A 15,297-nucleotide genomic window follows, 5' to 3' on the forward strand; every position below is an offset into this window, starting at 1 on the left:
AATAGCGTGGGGCGGAGCGTCGCACTTGCCTTGACGCGCTGTCTCTATTACATCAGGGCCGTGGTTTGCGGGCCATTCAAGCGCCGCAGGAGTGAAGATGGCTGTCGTTCTCGATCTTCTCAATAATGACCCGCGCAAGCAGGCCGAAATGGTTGCGCGCCCACGTCACCCGGAGAAGGCGCATCGTCCCGATCAGGAAATCCAGCGCAAGCCGGACTGGATACGCGTCAAGGCGCCCGGCTCGGCCCAGTGGCAGGAAACACAAAAGATCGTCAAGGAAAACGGCCTTGTCACGGTCTGCGAGGAGGCCGGCTGCCCCAATATCGGCGAATGCTGGGACAAGAAGCACGCCACCTTCATGATCATGGGTGACACATGCACGCGTGCCTGCGCGTTCTGCAATGTCAAGACCGGCCTGCCCGGCGCGCTCGACGCGCATGAACCGGAATATGTCGGCGAGGCTGTGGCCAAGCTTGGCCTTTCGCATGTCGTGATCACGTCCGTTGACCGCGATGACCTCGATGATGGCGGCGCCGAGCATTTCGCCAAGGTTATCCGCGCCATACGGCGGCTCTCGCCGGGGACGACAATTGAAATCCTTACCCCCGATTTCCTGCGCAAGGACGGGGCGCTGGAGGTGGTGGTCGCCGCGAAGCCGGATGTGTTCAACCACAATCTGGAAACGGTGCCGTCGAATTATCTCACGGTGCGCCCCGGCGCGCGCTATTTCCACTCCATCCGCCTGTTGCAGCGCGTGAAGGAGCTTGATCCGACAATATTCACCAAATCCGGCATCATGGTCGGGCTTGGCGAAGAGCGTAACGAAGTTCTCCAGCTCATGGATGATCTGCGCTCCGCCGATGTTGATTTTCTCACTATCGGCCAATATCTCGCGCCGACAAAAAAGCATCATCCCGTCGTGCGTTTCGTGACGCCGGACGAGTTCAAATCCTTCGAGACTATTGCCATGACGAAGGGCTTCCTTCTGGTCTCATCCTCGCCGCTGACCCGCTCGTCGCATCATGCCGGTGAGGATTTTGCCAGGCTGCAAAAGGCGCGGCGGGAGAAGATGACGGCGCGGGCCTGAGGCATGCCCACATTCCGCACCACCCGCCGCGTGGCGCATAGTCCCGAGAAAATGTTCGCTCTGGTGGCGGATGTGGAATCCTATCCGCAGTTTCTGCCGCTGTGTACGAGGCTTACGGTGCGGCGGCGCACTGAAACGCCGGACGGCAAGCCCGTGCTTGTCGCCGATATGTCGGTTGGCTACAAGGCGATCCGGGAGAGTTTTACCAGCCGGGTGACACTCGATGCGCCAGCGCTGAAAATTCTCGTCGAATATGTCGACGGTCCTTTCAGCCATATGCAGAACCGCTGGTCCTTCCGGCCGGACGGCGAGGGCTGCATGATCGAATTTTTCATCAGCTATGAGTTCAGAAGCCGCCTTCTTGGCGCATTGATGGGCTCGATGTTTGATGTTGCATTCCGCAAGTTTTCGGCGGCCTTCGAGGCGCGCGCCGACATGATCTACGGCAAGGCGTAAGCCTGACCGTTGCGCGGGCGGATGCTGGCCATCAGCCCGGCGAGCAGCGCGACCGCCAGCAATCCCCACAAGGAACGCCAGATCAGCGCAGCTGCGATGAAGAACCAGAAGAAATTCAAAGCCAGTTCCGTAAGATTGCCGACAATGGAGCCGCGCTGCCGGTAAGCGAACGTGCGCCGGGGCAGGGGCTTCTGCATCCAGAGATTGGCGATGATCGCCGTCAGTGCCGAGCCGAGGCTCGCCAGCAGGGTTACGAGGCCAAGCCACGCCGATTGCAGCGCAAGGGCCAGAACGGGAAACGCCATAATCAACACGACAGGCACGAGCGCCGCCAGAATTTTGGCGCGCCGGATGGTGGAGGCCGGCACAGGCGCGCTGGCGACGAGATCCGGCGCATCCTCGCCGGACAACGTTATCCATGCCAGACCGCCGGCCATCTGTCCGGCGAGCATCACCAGCATTGGCGCCAGCCCCGCCGTCGATGGTCCGCTGAAGACGGTGCTGCGCCAGAAGACGATACCCATCGGCACGATATAGACTACCTGCAGCAGAATCTGCGAGAGCAGCCAGGGGTCGCGTAAGATCAGCAGCCACTCCTTTCGCAGGAGATTGGCGGTGATTCCGGGCCGGAAGGCGCGGGGCTTCTGGGTCACGGCGCGCGGCCGGGCGCGTGTCTGCGTTGCTGCAGCAGCAGCCTGCTGCAAGGCATCTCCGCCAGCAAAAAGCCAGACAGCCGCCGCGAACAGGATCAGTGCACCGGCGCACAGCGCCAGCAAGGCCCCGGCATCGCCGAACATGGCGTGGGCGGGCAGCCATTGCAGGGCGTCATCTGCAAAGCGATCCGGCGCGCTGATCCCGGCGATAACCGCGTCGAACCGGTTGAGCCAGTTGTCCGGAAGCAGGGCCCGCGCCTCGAAGGTGATGAAGGCGGCTGCGCTGACGATAATGGCGAGGATCTGCGCCAGAGTGCGGGTATGCGCCGGGCCGATAAGCCTGAACAGACCCATGATCAGGAGCAGGCCAAACGCGGTGGCGGCAAGGCCGATCGCGCCCATGACCGGATAGGCGAGCAGCCAATGCGCGCCATCTCTTATCGCCATGATATGCGCCATCGGCAGCAGGATGAAACCCGAGGAGAAGATCACCGGTATGCTCAGGGCAAGCGCCCGGATCGCCAGAACCTTGCGCATGGATACCGGCGAAGACATCAGAAGATCAGCGTCGCCGCGCGAGAACACGGCTTGCGTCAGGGTGTTGAGGGCCTGCGACAGCATCCAGCACCACAGCAGGCAGATAATGCCGGTGAGGCGAACCAGATTGGCCGCTGACGACTCGATGGGCAGTTGCAGCATATGCAGCGTGCCTGCTGCAATCCCATGAATGACGAGAAGAAACACCAGCGCGCCGAGCAGCAGGCGCTTCTTGGGCAGCGGCTGCGCGTCCTTGCGCGCGTAGGAGCGCCACCATAGCCGCAGTTCATGGCGCAGCAGCGCGGCAAAACCGGGTGAACTCATGACAGCGCGCCTTGTGTTCCGGCTTCCGCCACCATTTCGAGAAATACCTGCTCAAGAGAGAAGGCGCTCGACATATCCTGTCCGATCATCGCGCGTAATTGGCTCATCGTACCTTCGGCCAGCAGGCGGCCGCTTTGTATTATGCCGATCCGGTCGGCCAGCCGCTCGGCCACTTCCAGAATGTGCGTCGTAAGAATGACAGTGGCGCCGGCGCGGGCGCGCGCCTGCAGCAGATCTTTGACCTGCCTTGCGGCGGCAGCGTCGAGGCCCGTGAGCGGTTCATCGAGAATAAGCAGACGCGGCTCATGGATCAGCGCTCCGGCAAGTGCGGCTTTCTGCTTCATGCCACGGGAGAACCCCTCGCAGCGCGAATTACGCTGCGGCCACAAACCGAGCATCTGAAGCAGGTCATCGGCGCGCGGCCGGGATTGCGCAACCGGCATTCCCCAAAGGCCCGCGACAAATTCGAGATATTCCAGCGGGGTCAGTTTGTCGTAGATCAGCGGCTCGTCGGGCACCCAGGCGATCAGCCGCTTGGCGGCGACGGGATCTTTTCGCGCATCGATGCCATAGACGAGAATTTCTCCCGCATCGGGCTTAGTGAGGCCAGCGACCATGCGCAGCGTCGTTGTCTTGCCAGCGCCGTTCGGCCCGAGCAATGCATAGAATTCTCCAGCCCTGATGGTCAGATCAAGCTGATCCACCGCGCGTTGGTCGAAACTTTTTGTCAGTTGACGCAGTACAAGCGCCGCTGTTGCCGTATCATCCATGTCAATCCCACCTTATAGCCGGCAAGATTATGGGCAAAGCCTGAAGATTTTATAAGTCCAGCGCCTGAATGAACAGATCAAAGGCCTGCGCCACCGAAGCCATGCGCACTGAACTGCGGCCCAGCGCGCCAAATTCCCGCCGCAGCGTGAGAATCTCGCGCCCGCGCCGCGCCAGCCCGAAATAGACAAGGCCGACAGGCTTCAGCGTGGAGCCGCCGCCCGGACCGGCGATGCCGGTGATGCTGACAGCGACGTCGGCGCGGCTATGTGTAAGGGCGCCCTGCGCCATGGCTTTGACGACTTCGGGGCTGACCGCACCGAACGCATCGAGAAGATGCAGCGGAACCCCGAGCATCTGATGCTTCGCGGCGTTGGAATAGGTGACAAAGCCGCAATCCACCACGGCCGACGAACCGGCAATGTCCGTGAGCGTGGCTGCCACCAGCCCGCCCGTGCAAGATTCCGCCGTTGCCAGCTTGAGGCCGGCGGCGCTGTAGCGTTGCAGAACGTCCTGTGCGCGGCTGGTCAGGCTCATATGATCCTCACGGAAGGCGTATGGTTGCGGTGGCGAATGCGGCTATGCCCTCGGCGCGGCCCAGAAAGCCCAGTTTTTCAGACGTTGTGGCTTTCAGGCCGACGCGGTCAAGAGAAATGCCGGCGATATCGGCGATCGTCTGGCGGATTTCTTCACGGAAAGGGCCGATTTTGGGCGCCTCGCAGATCAGTGTGCCGTCAAGATGCGCAATCATGCCGCCGCGTGCATGAACGCGCCGGACGGCATCCTCAAGGAAAAGGCGCGAGGGCGCCCCGCGCCATTTTTCGTCCGACGGCGGGAAATGCACGCCGATATCGCCATCGCCAAGCGCGCCCAGAATGGCGTCGACAAGCGCATGCAGCAGGACATCGGCATCGGAATGGCCGGAGAGGCTGGCCCCATGCGGAATCCTGACCCCGCCAAGCCAGACGTGGTCGCCCGGCACGAGCGCATGAACGTCGTATCCCTGGCCGACGCGTATGTCGTTGCGGGCATTCATGAAACGCGCTTCGGCAATGTGAAAATCCTCCGGCGTGGTAATTTTGATGTTCAGTGCGTCGCCCTCCGCCACATGGACAGGCTGGCCGGCCCATTCCGCAATGGCCGCGTCATCGGTGAGATGGGCTATGTCTTCATCGCGCGCGCGCTGATGCGCATCGAGAATGGCGTCAAACCGGAAAGCCTGCGGCGTCTGCACCATGCGCAGATGCTGGCGCGGCAATGTGCCGGTGATGCGGCTGGCGTCGCTGATTTCCTTGACGGTGTCGGTCATCGCCAGTCCGGGAATGGCCGCGCCGAAGGTCTGCGCCGCGTCAATGATCCGGCTGATCAGATCTTCCATCGCAAAGGCGCGCGCGCCGTCATGGATAAGCACAAGATCGGGCCTGATGTTCTTCAGGGCCAGCAGTCCGAGATAGCTGCTTTCCTGCCTGAAGGCGCCGCCCAGAACCGGGTCCAAGATTTTCGCCTGCTGGGATTCAGGCAGAAGCGCGAGGGCTTTCGCAAAGGCGGCGTGATAATCTGCGCCGATCACCGGCAACACGTGACTTATGCGGGGATGACGGCTGAACGCCTCCAATGTATGTGTCAGCAGCGGCTTGCCGGCCACAGACCGATATTGTTTGGGCAGACCACCCCCCGCGCGCAGGCCCGAGCCCGCGGCCAGAACAATGACGGCTATGGAAGACGAACTGGACATGCGCCTCTGTCACATGGGTTTAAAGCAAGGTCAATAGAGGAATATGCGCCGCTTCGCTTGTCGCAACGTAAAATTGATTATAAACTGAGCAAAATAGCTAGTGATGAAAATTTAGGCAAAATGCTCAAAAGGTCAGCAGATATTCAGATCGGTTCTGTGCGTTTAAAAGGCAATGCCGTGCTGGCGCCCATGTCCGGCGTTACCGATGTGGGCATGCGCCGTATCGCCCACGCCTTTGGCGCGAGCATGGTTGTTTCCGAAATGGTTGCCAGCGACGATTATGTCGCGGGGGACATGGAGTCGCGTCTGCGGGCCGAAGGCGAGGGCATCGATCCGCATGTGGTGCAGATCGCCGGTTGCGATCCCTATTGGATGGCGGAAGCTGCGCGTCTGGCGCAGGCCAATGGCGCTGCTATCGTCGATATCAACATGGGTTGTCCGGCGCGGCGCGTCACCGGAGGTTATGCCGGTTCAGCGCTGATGCGCGAACCGCGGCTGGCTCTGACTCTGGTCGCGGCAACCGTGCAGGCGGTTTCGATTCCCGTGACGTTGAAAATGCGTCTCGGCTGGGATCATGATAGCCTCAATGCTCCGGAACTGGCCCGCGAGGCTGAACTGAGCGGCGTGCGGCTCATCACTATTCATGGCCGTACCCGTCAGCAATTTTACAAGGGCAGGGCGGATTGGTCGGCGATCCGCGCCGTCAAGCAGGCTGTGACTATTCCGGTTCTGGCCAATGGCGATTGCGCCTCTCTCGCCGATGCCCGCGCCATGCTGGAGGCGTCCGGCGCTGATGGCGTGATGATCGGACGGTCTGCCGTGGGCCGGCCCTGGTTCGTCGGCGATATGGCCCATGCGCTGAAGACCGGCGAAACGCGGCAACTGCCCGGTGCTGCGGCACGCGCCGGCGCGGCAAAGCTGCATATTGTCAGCCTGATGCAAAACATGGGCGCTCTCAAAGGCCTGCGCCACGCCAGAAAGCACCTTGCAGCTTATGCGCAATGGGCCGTTGCCGATGGCTACAATGTTGAACCTGCTGTAAGCGAGCGTCTTGTGCGCAGCGAGAATCCGGAAGAAGTAATTGAATTGATTGACACATTGTTTGCGCGCCGCGTGTCTGGCATGGAGCAGGCGGCATGAATGAGCTTATGCGCGAAATTCGTCTGGATTCGATTGCGCCGCAGGTGCTCAATCTGATTCCGCAACCTATTCTCATCGTGCGCGACGACAATGGCATCATGGACGCCAACAGCGCCGCGGAGGATTTTTTCGAGATCGGCCTGTCCAGCCTCCGGCGTCGCAACCTTTCCGACCTTCTGCCTTTTGGCTCGCCGCTTTTCTCGCTTGTTGAGCATGTGCGCAGCCGCAACGCCTCGATCAATGAATATCGTGTCGATGTCGGCAACCCGAAAATTGGCTCTGACCGCATCGTTGACATTCACGTTTCGCCTCTTCCGCAGGCAAACGGCGTTCTTGTGATGCTGCAGGAACGGACAATTGCCGATAAAATGGACAGACAACTGGTGCATCGCGGTGCTGCGCGCTCAATTTCTGCGCTGGCCTCGATGCTGGCTCATGAAATCAAGAACCCGCTTTCAGGCATTCGCGGTGCGGCCCAGTTGCTGGAAACCGGCCTCGATGACGAAGACCGCGCTCTGACGCGGCTGATCTGCGATGAAACAGACCGCATCGTGAAGCTTGTCGACCGGATGGAAACGTTCTCGGACGAGCGGTTGCTGGAGCGTGAAAGCCTGAATATTCACGCCATACTCGACCACGTGAAACGCCTCGCCATGGCTGGTTTTGCCCGGCATATCCGCTTTGTGGAGGTTTACGACCCGTCGCTGCCGCCGGTTTTCGGCAACCGGGATCAGCTTGTTCAGGTGCTGCTCAACCTTGTCAAGAATGCCGCCGAAGCCATCGGCCCGGACAGCGTCAACGGCGAGATCCAGCTTACGACAGCTTACCGTCCCGGTGTGCGGCTGCGCACCGCAGGCTCACAGGCGCCCGTCTCCCTGCCGCTGGAGATATGCGTGCGCGACAATGGGCCGGGCGTGCCGCCCGATCTCGTCCCGCACCTCTTCGATGCCTTCGTCACGACCAAGGCGTCGGGAACTGGCCTCGGTCTTGCATTGGTTGCCAAGATGATCGGCGATCACGGCGGTATAGTGGAATGCGAATCCCAGCCGCGACGCACATCATTCCGTGTCTTGCTGCCGGTTTTCACGCATGAGGATGGCCGCAAGGCAAGTGCGCGAACCAGTGCTGAAGAAAGTGGATAAGAATGGCTTCTGGAACGATACTTGTTGCTGACGATGACGCCGCGATCCGGACAGTGCTCAATCAGGCCCTGATGCGGGCGGGCTACGAAGTGCGCACCAGCGCCACCGCCGCCGGATTATGGCGGTGGGTGCAGGCAGGAGACGGCGATCTTGTGATCACCGATGTCGTCATGCCGGACGAAAACGCCTTCGACCTTCTGCCCCGTATCAAGAAATTGCGGCCCGAACTGCCCATCATCGTCATGAGCGCGCAAAACACGTTCATGACGGCGATCAAGGCATCCGAGCGCGGCGCCTATGATTATCTGCCCAAGCCGTTCGATCTCAAGGAGCTGGTGGCCATTGTCGGCCGGGCGATGAGCGCGCCGAAGAACCTGCCCAAGGCCGAACGCCCCGACGAAACAGATGGCATTCCGCTTGTCGGGCGCTCTCCGGCGATGCAGGAAATTTACCGCGCTCTGGCGCGCCTCATGCAGACCGACCTGACGGTGATGATCTCCGGTGAGTCGGGCACGGGCAAAGAGCTCGTCGCGCGGGCGCTGCACGATTACGGCAAACGCAAGAACGGGCCTTTCGTCGCCATTAATATGGCCGCCATACCGCGCGATCTCATCGAAAGCGAATTGTTCGGCCATGAGAAGGGCGCATTCACCGGCGCCAATGCGCGTTCGGCCGGTCGTTTTGAACAGGCGGAGGGCGGCACGCTCTTTCTTGACGAGATCGGCGATATGCCGATGGAGGCGCAGACGCGTCTGTTGCGCGTGCTCCAGCAGGGCGAATATACAACGGTGGGCGGGCGCGCCACCATCAAGACCAATGTGCGCATCGTCGCCGCAACCCACAAGGATCTGCGCGTATCCATCGCCCAAGGCCTGTTCAGGGAGGATCTCTTCTTCCGGCTCAATGTGGTGCCGCTGCGCCTGCCGCCGCTGCGCGAGCGCAGTGAGGACATCCCCGATCTCGTGCGTCATTTCTTTGCACTGGCTGTGAGCGAGGGGTTGCCGCAAAAACACATGGATCAGGGCGCGCTCGATCACCTCAAGCGTTATCGCTGGCCGGGCAATATCCGTGAACTTGAGAATCTGACGCGCCGTCTTGCAGCCCTGTATCCGCAGGAAACCATCACCGAAGCGCTTGTCGATGCCGAACTGGGCCAGAACATGCCGCCCGCATCGTTCAGTGAAGATGCTGAAAGCGCGTCCGGACGCGGCTCGCCGCCTGCCGCCGCCGATGACGATCTGATGGGCGCTGCCGAACGCTACATGGCGCAACTATTTGCCAGATACGGCGATCAGCTGCCGCCGCCCGGCCTATATCATCGAATCCTGAAGGAACTGGAAGTGCCGCTCATCGCCGCAACCCTTGGCGCAACGCGCGGCAACCAGATCAAAGCTGCGGAGATCCTTGGCCTCAACAGAAATACATTGCGCAAGAAAATCAACGATCTCGATATAAAAGTCATGCGTATGTCGCGTTAGGCGGGGGGAGTATTCCGGGAGGCATATTTTTAAATCCGGGGATTTCTCGCCTCCGGTCTTTCCTGTGCCGCTCTTTTGTCGCATTTTCGCAACATTGTTGTATAAAAGCCGCAACAGGCTTGATATCGGATACCGTGCGAAAGCTGAGGCGCATTTGGCGAACAAGGGCATAGTGGAACACCGCGCGACTTACGCGGATGCCGGCGAGGAACTGCGCCCCGCAGGCAGGGCGGTTTCGCGCGTCGGGCTGGTCAGCGTGGCTGTGGCGCTTGTTGCGGCTCTCGGCACATTCATCATTTTCGCCGGTTATTCGCCCATCGTGCCGACGAATGATGTCGTGCTTGAATTGTTTCTGGCCAATATCATCATCGTGCTCTGGCTGGTCGGGCTGGTGGCGTGGGAGGTGCGCAAGCTGCTTGTGGCGCGGCGGCGCGGTGCGGCGGCAGCGCGTCTGCATATCCGCATAGTCGCCTCGTTCTCGATGATTTCCGCCGTGCCGGTGTTCGTCATGGCGATCATCGCGGTCGTCACGCTCGATCGCGGGCTCAATCCGGCTTTCATGCAGGACGTGCGCGGCTTCATTGAAAAAACAGCGGCAGTGGCTGACCTTTACCGGCGCGAACAGTGCCAGTCCCTGATGCGGGATCTGCAACTGACCGGTGTCGATCTTGACCGCGCGCACATGCTGTTTGACCAGAACAAGGCGCTGTTTCAGGATTATTTCACGTCCCGTTCGCGCTTTCTTGGCTTTTCGCAGGCCAGAATCGTCAAGCCCGACGGCACCGAAATCATGGATGCCGGGCCGAAGGACGAGCAGGCCGTTTTCCCGCAGCCGGATGATTTTCGCGATGCCAAGGAGGACACGCCGCTTTGCGTGGCGCCGCAGGGCCGCCTGACGTTCATTGCACTGGTCAAGCTGGCAACGTATCCCGACGCCTATCTTTATGTTTCGCGCAAGGTGGACCCCTACGCCGTCGAATTCCCGCGGCAGGCCGAGGGGATCATGCGCATCTATGATGCCTTCGACGCGCATCGGCGCAACATCCAGATTGCCTTTGCCACGATGTTCGTGCTGCTGGCGCTGATCATCCTGCTGTCGGCGGTCTGGCTCGGCCTGTCGTTTTCCAACCGTCTGGTGACGCCCATACGCCGGCTGATCGGCGCGACCGACGAGGTCGCCACCGGCAATCTCAACGTGCGCGTTCCGGTCAAGGCCAGCGAGGGCGATCTCGGACATCTGGCCGAAACCTTCAACAAGATGACCGAAGAACTCGGCATTCAGCAGTCCCGACTGATCGAGGCCAATGCGCTCGCCGACCAGCGCCGCAAATTCACCGAAGCGGTGCTGTCCGGCGTGCCTGCGGCGGTTTTCGGCATCAACAGCGCCAATGAGATTACGGTGCTCAATGATGCCGCGGCCGCTCTTGCGGGCCTGGGGCCGGCAAGCGCCAGTATAGGCAAATCCATTCTTGAGGTTGTACCGGAATTGCTGCCCATCATCGTCGAGGCGCGCAGCGGAAGGGCGAGGGCGCGCCAGAATCAGATCACGCTGATGCGCAGGGGCAGCGAAGGTATTTTCAATGTACGCATTTCGGGGGAGACCTCGAACGATCACAGCCAGTCGCTGGTGGTCACGCTCGATGAGATCACTGAACTCGTCACCGCGCAGCGCACGTCGGCCTGGGCGGATGTGGCGCGGCGCATCGCGCATGAGATCAAGAATCCGCTCACGCCGATCCAGCTTTCGGCGGAACGGCTGAAGCGCAAGTATGGCCGCGTCATCGTCGAGGACAAGGATATCTTCGATCAATGCACCGATACGATCGTGCGGCAGGTGGATGATATCAAGCGGATGGTGGATGAATTCTCATCCTTTGCGCGAATGCCAAAGGCCAAGCCCGCCGACGAGGATCTGCACGAGACAATCCGCCAGACCCTGTTTCTCATGCGGCTTGGCTATCCGTCGATCCGCTTCGAGGATCATTCGCCGACCGAGCCGCTCATCATCGCTTTCGACCGGCGCCTGATCTCGCAGGCGCTCACCAACATCATCAAGAATGCAACCGAAGGCATTGCCGCGGCCAACCTGCCGCCCGATCAGCAGGGCATTGTCGAGGTGCGCGTCGGACTTGGACAGGACGGCATGGTGCGGATCGACGTATCCGACAATGGCATCGGATTTCCTGCCGAAAACCGGCATCGCCTGCTTGAGCCATACATGACCACGCGGGCGGAGGGAACCGGCCTTGGCCTTCCCATCGTTGCCAAGATCTTCGAGGACCATGGCGGCGGCATCGAGCTGCGCGATGGCCTGCCTAATCCGGTCACCGGCAAGCCGGGCGCCCGGGTTCTGCTGTTTTTTCCTGCCGGAGGCGGTTCGCCGGCGCAACAGGCTTCAAATTCATGAAACAGAAACGTGAAAATCATGGCCAGTGACATTTTGATCGTCGATGACGAGGCAGACATCCGTGAACTGGTCGCCGGCATTCTGTCCGACGAGGGTCACGGCACGCGCGTGGCGCGCAATGCCAGCGAGGCTCTGGCGGCCATTGAATTGCGGCGTCCGCAACTGGTCTTTCTGGATATATGGCTGCAGGGCTCGCATCTTGACGGACTGCAATTGCTGGAGATGATCAAATCCAACGATCCCAATGTGCCCATCGTGATGATCTCCGGCCATGGCAATATCGAAACCGCCGTCGCCGCCATCAAACTCGGCGCTTATGATTTTATTGAGAAGCCGTTCAAGGCGGATCGCCTCGTTCTCGTGGCCGAACGCGCGCTTGAGACCTCGCGGCTCAAACGTGAATTGTTTGAATTGCGGGCCAAGGCCGGCGCAACCGACGCTTTGGTCGGCAAGTCGCCCGCGATGAATCAGTTACGCCAGTTAATCGAGCGGGTGGCGCCGGCCAATTCACGCATTCTGATCACCGGCGCGCCGGGCTCCGGCAAGGAAGCTGTCGCCCGCGCCATTCACGATGCCTCGCAGCGCGCCGATGGGCCGTTCGTGGTGTTGAGCGCGGCGGCCCTGACGCCCGAATCGGTGGAGCAGGAGCTTTTCGGCCTTGAGCCGGGAGAAGGGCGGCTGCGCAAGGTCGGTGCGCTGGAAGAGGCGCATGGCGGCACGCTTTATATTGACGAAATTGGCGAAATGCCCAAAGAAACGCAGGCAAAAATTCTGCGGGTGCTGGTTGATCAAAGCTTTTTGCGCCTGGGCGGCAATAACCGCGTGCAGGTGGATGTGCGCATTGTCTCAAGTTCCAGCCGCGATCTCGTCAAGGCCATAGCAGACGGCAAGTTCCGCGAGGATCTTTTCCACCGGCTCTCCGTCGTGCCGCTGCGCGTTCCGTCGCTATCCGAGCGCCGCGACGATATTCCGGCCCTGATCGATTATTTCATGGAGCAGATGGCCCAGCAGAGCGGAATGCCCCGCCGCCGCATTTCGGACGAGGCGCGCGCGGTGCTGCAGGCACATGACTGGCCCGGAAATCTGCGCCAGCTGCGCAACAATATCGAGCGGCTGATGATTCTGGCCAGCGGCGACCCGGAGAGCGAGATCACCGCCGACATGCTGCCGCAGGAAATCGGCGCGCTTGTCCCCTCCACGCCCGGCGGCTCGGGCGCGGAGCGGATCATGAACATGCCGCTGCGCGAAGCGCGCGAGATGTTTGAGCGGGAATATCTGACCGCGCAGATCAACCGTTTTGGCGGCAATATTTCGCGCACTGCCGAATTTATCGGGATGGAGCGTTCTGCCCTTCACAGGAAATTGAAATCTCTGGAAGTGGAATCGTAATTTGACACTTGTATTTGCCAGCCATCGTCACAAGATCATGGGCATCGGCTCTTTTAATTGATATGATCTGAATAATTCGCCGGTTTGCCCGTTGAAATGAAAAGCACAGCGTATCATCTGTGAAACTGGATGCCGATCATCACGGTTGGCTTCCCAAGACCAAAAAGGATAGAAAATGGCCTCTGAGCGCGCGCAAAATTTGCAGGACAGCTTCCTCAATCATGTCCGGAAAGAAAAAATACCGTTGACGATTTTCCTCGTCAATGGCGTCAAGTTACAGGGCGTCGTGTCGTGGTTTGACAATTTCTGCCTGTTGCTGCGGCGGGACGGCCACGCCCAGCTTGTCTATAAACATGCCATTTCCACGATCATGCCGGGCCAACCGCTCCGCATGTTCGAATCGGATGAAGTCGAGAAGGGATAAATCTCAAGCGTGAACAGTCGATTTGAGCCAGCAGGAACTTTCGAGAAGGATCAGCCCGTCAAGGATCAGACATCCCGGATTGGCTGGTCTGCCAAGGCAGACGCCGAACAGCAGCTTGCCCAGCATACCCATACGCTGGTGATCGGGCCGTATCTGAAGGAGCGTGCTGCGCGAAATTCGGACAGGCACACGGTCTACCTCCGGGCTCCGGAGGCGCGGCTTGAGGAAGCGTCGGGGCTGGCTCTGGCCATTGATCTTGACGTTGTCGCTTCAGAAATTGTCTTTCTCAATGATATCCGTCCGGCAACCTTCATCGGAACCGGCAAGATCGAAGAACTCGCTGCCCTGATCGCGGAGCGGGAAATCGGCCTTGTCGTGATGGATTGTGCGCTTTCGCCGGTGCAGCAGCGCAATCTCGAGAAGGAACTCAAGGCCAAGGTCATTGACCGCACCGGTCTTATTCTCGAAATCTTTGGCCGGCGCGCCCGTACGCGTGAAGGCGCGCTTCAGGTTGAACTCGCGCATCTGACCTACCAGAAATCACGCCTTGTGCGATCCTGGACCCACCTTGAACGCCAGCGCGGTGGCTTCGGCTTCCTTGGCGGACCGGGCGAAACGCAGATCGAGACCGACCGGCGCCTGATTCAGGAGCGCATGGTCAAGATTGAGCGCGAACTGGAAGGCGTCAAGAAGACGCGCGGCCTGCATCGCAAATCGCGTGCGGAGGTGCCTTTTCCGCTGGTGGCGCTGGTTGGTTACACAAATGCGGGCAAATCGACATTGTTCAACAAGCTGACCGATGCCAGCGTGCTGGCGCAGGATATGCTGTTTGCCACTCTGGACCCGACGCTGCGCGCGCTCAAGATGCCGCATGGCGGCAAGGTTATCCTCTCCGACACGGTGGGCTTCATTTCGGATCTGCCGACCATGCTTGTGTCCGCTTTTCGCGCCACGCTTGAGGAAGTGGTCTCTGCGGATGTGATTCTCCATGTCCGCGATATCGCCCATGAGGACGCACAGGCGCAGGGCGCCGATGTCGAGCAGATTCTCAAGACTCTGGGCGTTGATCCAGATGATGAGGTCCGCGTTATCGAAGTCTGGAACAAGATTGATCAGATTGACGAGGCGCGTCGGGAAGCGCTCGACTACATGATCGGGCAGCGGCCGGAAAACAAGCGCCCCATTCTGGTCTCCGCTGTCACCGGCGAGGGGCTTGAGACATTGCGCGCCGCCATTGAAACACGCGTGGCGCGAGGGCGCGCGCTGATCGAAGTGGATGTTGCCGCCGAGGACGGCGCCAGTCTCCACTGGCTTTATGAAAATACCGAAATTCTGTCCCGTGCGGAAGATGAAAGCGGAAGCTGTCATCTTGTTCTGCGTGTCGCGCCGGAGCGGATGGAACAGGTGGTTCGCCGTTTCAGGGTCGCTCCACCGGAAATTTCTCACGCTTGAGTTTTGGCCTTGTTTTTACCTGATCGAAAGCCTAGGTTGATCGGTAAATTTTGCTACATTTTTGGAGTAAATCATGGGTGGATTGAGCATTTGGCACTGGCTGATTGTCGGCATCGTCGTGATGCTGTTTTTCGGCGGTTCTGGAAAGATTTCTGGTGTGATGGGCGACTTCGCCAAGGGCATCAAGGCCTTTAAAAAGGGCATGAGCGAGGATGACGCGCCAAAGGCCGAGCAGCCTGTGCAGACCATCGACGGCAAGACCGGCGAAGTGATCCAGCCAAAAGACAGCCAGAAGTCTTCCTGAT

General features: G+C 60.1%; 14 protein-coding genes. 10 read left to right on the forward strand and 4 right to left on the reverse strand.

What is annotated here, in order from left to right; translation table 11 throughout:
- The first annotated feature begins 97 nt into the window (after positions 1-97).
- Both lipA and AC0N03_RS03435 read left to right on the forward strand, forming a co-directional pair.
- The gene (gene lipA, locus AC0N03_RS03430; protein WP_474287074.1) at positions 98-1,087 is read left to right on the forward strand and encodes a lipoyl synthase; all 990 of its coding nucleotides are present in this window, start codon (positions 98-100) and stop codon (positions 1,085-1,087) included.
- A gap of 3 nt (positions 1,088-1,090) precedes the next feature.
- The gene (locus AC0N03_RS03435) at positions 1,091-1,543 is read left to right on the forward strand and encodes a type II toxin-antitoxin system RatA family toxin (protein ID WP_474287075.1); all 453 of its coding nucleotides are present in this window, start codon (positions 1,091-1,093) and stop codon (positions 1,541-1,543) included.
- Here the strand turns inward: AC0N03_RS03435 and AC0N03_RS03440 are convergent.
- Genes AC0N03_RS03440 through AC0N03_RS03455 form a run of 4 tightly spaced genes read right to left on the reverse strand, consistent with a single transcriptional unit; the run spans position 1,528 to position 5,560 of the window.
- Positions 1,528-3,057 carry a hypothetical protein gene (locus tag AC0N03_RS03440; RefSeq protein ID WP_474287077.1) on the reverse strand — a complete coding sequence of 510 codons (1,530 nt, stop codon included), beginning with the start codon at positions 3,055-3,057 and terminating at the stop codon, positions 1,528-1,530. The two genes, AC0N03_RS03435 and AC0N03_RS03440, sit on opposite strands and share 16 nt — an antisense overlap.
- A complete protein-coding gene (locus AC0N03_RS03445) occupies positions 3,054-3,827 on the reverse strand; it encodes an ABC transporter ATP-binding protein (protein WP_474287079.1) in 774 nt (257 codons plus the stop codon). The genes AC0N03_RS03440 and AC0N03_RS03445 overlap by 4 nt, the downstream gene beginning before the upstream one ends.
- Before the next feature lie 49 nt (positions 3,828-3,876).
- A complete protein-coding gene (locus AC0N03_RS03450; protein ID WP_474287081.1) occupies positions 3,877-4,362 on the reverse strand; it encodes a CinA family protein in 486 nt (161 codons plus the stop codon).
- A 7-nt stretch (positions 4,363-4,369) separates the two neighbouring features.
- A complete protein-coding gene (locus AC0N03_RS03455; protein WP_474287084.1) occupies positions 4,370-5,560 on the reverse strand; it encodes a bifunctional 2-C-methyl-D-erythritol 4-phosphate cytidylyltransferase/2-C-methyl-D-erythritol 2,4-cyclodiphosphate synthase in 1,191 nt (396 codons plus the stop codon).
- A 120-nt stretch (positions 5,561-5,680) separates the two neighbouring features.
- Here AC0N03_RS03455 and dusB point away from each other — a divergent pair, with 120 nt between their 5' ends.
- The 8 genes from dusB (at position 5,681) to AC0N03_RS03495 (ending at position 15,296) form a co-directional block, all read left to right on the forward strand.
- Positions 5,681-6,700 (forward strand): tRNA dihydrouridine synthase DusB, encoded by a 1,020-nt coding sequence (dusB, locus tag AC0N03_RS03460; protein WP_474287085.1) that lies wholly within the window; start codon positions 5,681-5,683, stop codon positions 6,698-6,700.
- Entirely contained in the window at positions 6,697-7,842 is a 1,146-nt protein-coding gene (locus AC0N03_RS03465; RefSeq protein ID WP_474287087.1) for a two-component system sensor histidine kinase NtrB, read from the forward strand. The genes dusB and AC0N03_RS03465 overlap by 4 nt, the downstream gene beginning before the upstream one ends.
- A 2-nt stretch (positions 7,843-7,844) precedes the next feature.
- Positions 7,845-9,320 (forward strand): nitrogen regulation protein NR(I), encoded by a 1,476-nt coding sequence (gene ntrC / locus AC0N03_RS03470; RefSeq protein WP_474287088.1) that lies wholly within the window; start codon positions 7,845-7,847, stop codon positions 9,318-9,320.
- A 154-nt stretch (positions 9,321-9,474) separates the two neighbouring features.
- Positions 9,475-11,727 (forward strand): sensor histidine kinase NtrY-like, encoded by a 2,253-nt coding sequence (locus tag AC0N03_RS03475; protein WP_474287090.1) that lies wholly within the window; start codon positions 9,475-9,477, stop codon positions 11,725-11,727.
- An 18-nt stretch (positions 11,728-11,745) separates the two neighbouring features.
- Positions 11,746-13,116, forward strand: a complete 1,371-nt coding sequence (gene ntrX / locus AC0N03_RS03480; RefSeq protein WP_474287092.1) for a nitrogen assimilation response regulator NtrX — start codon at positions 11,746-11,748, stop codon at positions 13,114-13,116.
- A gap of 175 nt (positions 13,117-13,291) precedes the next feature.
- Positions 13,292-13,540 (forward strand): RNA chaperone Hfq, encoded by a 249-nt coding sequence (gene hfq / locus AC0N03_RS03485; RefSeq protein WP_474287093.1) that lies wholly within the window; start codon positions 13,292-13,294, stop codon positions 13,538-13,540.
- Between the two features lie 78 nt (positions 13,541-13,618).
- Complete coding sequence (hflX, locus tag AC0N03_RS03490) at positions 13,619-14,992, forward strand: GTPase HflX (protein ID WP_474287220.1); 1,374 nt, start codon at positions 13,619-13,621, stop codon at positions 14,990-14,992.
- A gap of 73 nt (positions 14,993-15,065) precedes the next feature.
- Positions 15,066-15,296, forward strand: coding sequence for a twin-arginine translocase TatA/TatE family subunit (locus AC0N03_RS03495; protein ID WP_474287094.1), 231 nt, complete (start codon positions 15,066-15,068; stop codon positions 15,294-15,296).
- Position 15,297: the final 1 nt, after the last annotated feature.

Source organism: Methylocystis sp. sgz306128 (assembly GCF_056032725.1).

What these genes read in the sequence shown, in the direction of transcription:
- AC0N03_RS03465 (WP_474287087.1), top strand. Translation starts at nt 6,697, where the DNA reads ATGAATGAGCTTATGCGCGAAATTCGTCTGGATTCGATTGCGCCGCAG.
- AC0N03_RS03440 (WP_474287077.1), bottom strand. Translation starts at nt 3,057, where the DNA reads ATGAGTTCACCCGGTTTTGCCGCGCTGCTGCGCCATGAACTGCGGCTA.
- ntrC (WP_474287088.1), top strand. Translation starts at nt 7,845, where the DNA reads ATGGCTTCTGGAACGATACTTGTTGCTGACGATGACGCCGCGATCCGG.
- AC0N03_RS03450 (WP_474287081.1), bottom strand. Translation starts at nt 4,362, where the DNA reads ATGAGCCTGACCAGCCGCGCACAGGACGTTCTGCAACGCTACAGCGCC.
- AC0N03_RS03445 (WP_474287079.1), bottom strand. Translation starts at nt 3,827, where the DNA reads ATGGATGATACGGCAACAGCGGCGCTTGTACTGCGTCAACTGACAAAA.
- ntrX (WP_474287092.1), top strand. Translation starts at nt 11,746, where the DNA reads ATGGCCAGTGACATTTTGATCGTCGATGACGAGGCAGACATCCGTGAA.
- lipA (WP_474287074.1), top strand. Translation starts at nt 98, where the DNA reads ATGGCTGTCGTTCTCGATCTTCTCAATAATGACCCGCGCAAGCAGGCC.
- AC0N03_RS03455 (WP_474287084.1), bottom strand. Translation starts at nt 5,560, where the DNA reads ATGTCCAGTTCGTCTTCCATAGCCGTCATTGTTCTGGCCGCGGGCTCG.
- AC0N03_RS03435 (WP_474287075.1), top strand. Translation starts at nt 1,091, where the DNA reads ATGCCCACATTCCGCACCACCCGCCGCGTGGCGCATAGTCCCGAGAAA.
- dusB (WP_474287085.1), top strand. Translation starts at nt 5,681, where the DNA reads ATGCTCAAAAGGTCAGCAGATATTCAGATCGGTTCTGTGCGTTTAAAA.
- AC0N03_RS03495 (WP_474287094.1), top strand. Translation starts at nt 15,066, where the DNA reads ATGGGTGGATTGAGCATTTGGCACTGGCTGATTGTCGGCATCGTCGTG.
- hfq (WP_474287093.1), top strand. Translation starts at nt 13,292, where the DNA reads ATGGCCTCTGAGCGCGCGCAAAATTTGCAGGACAGCTTCCTCAATCAT.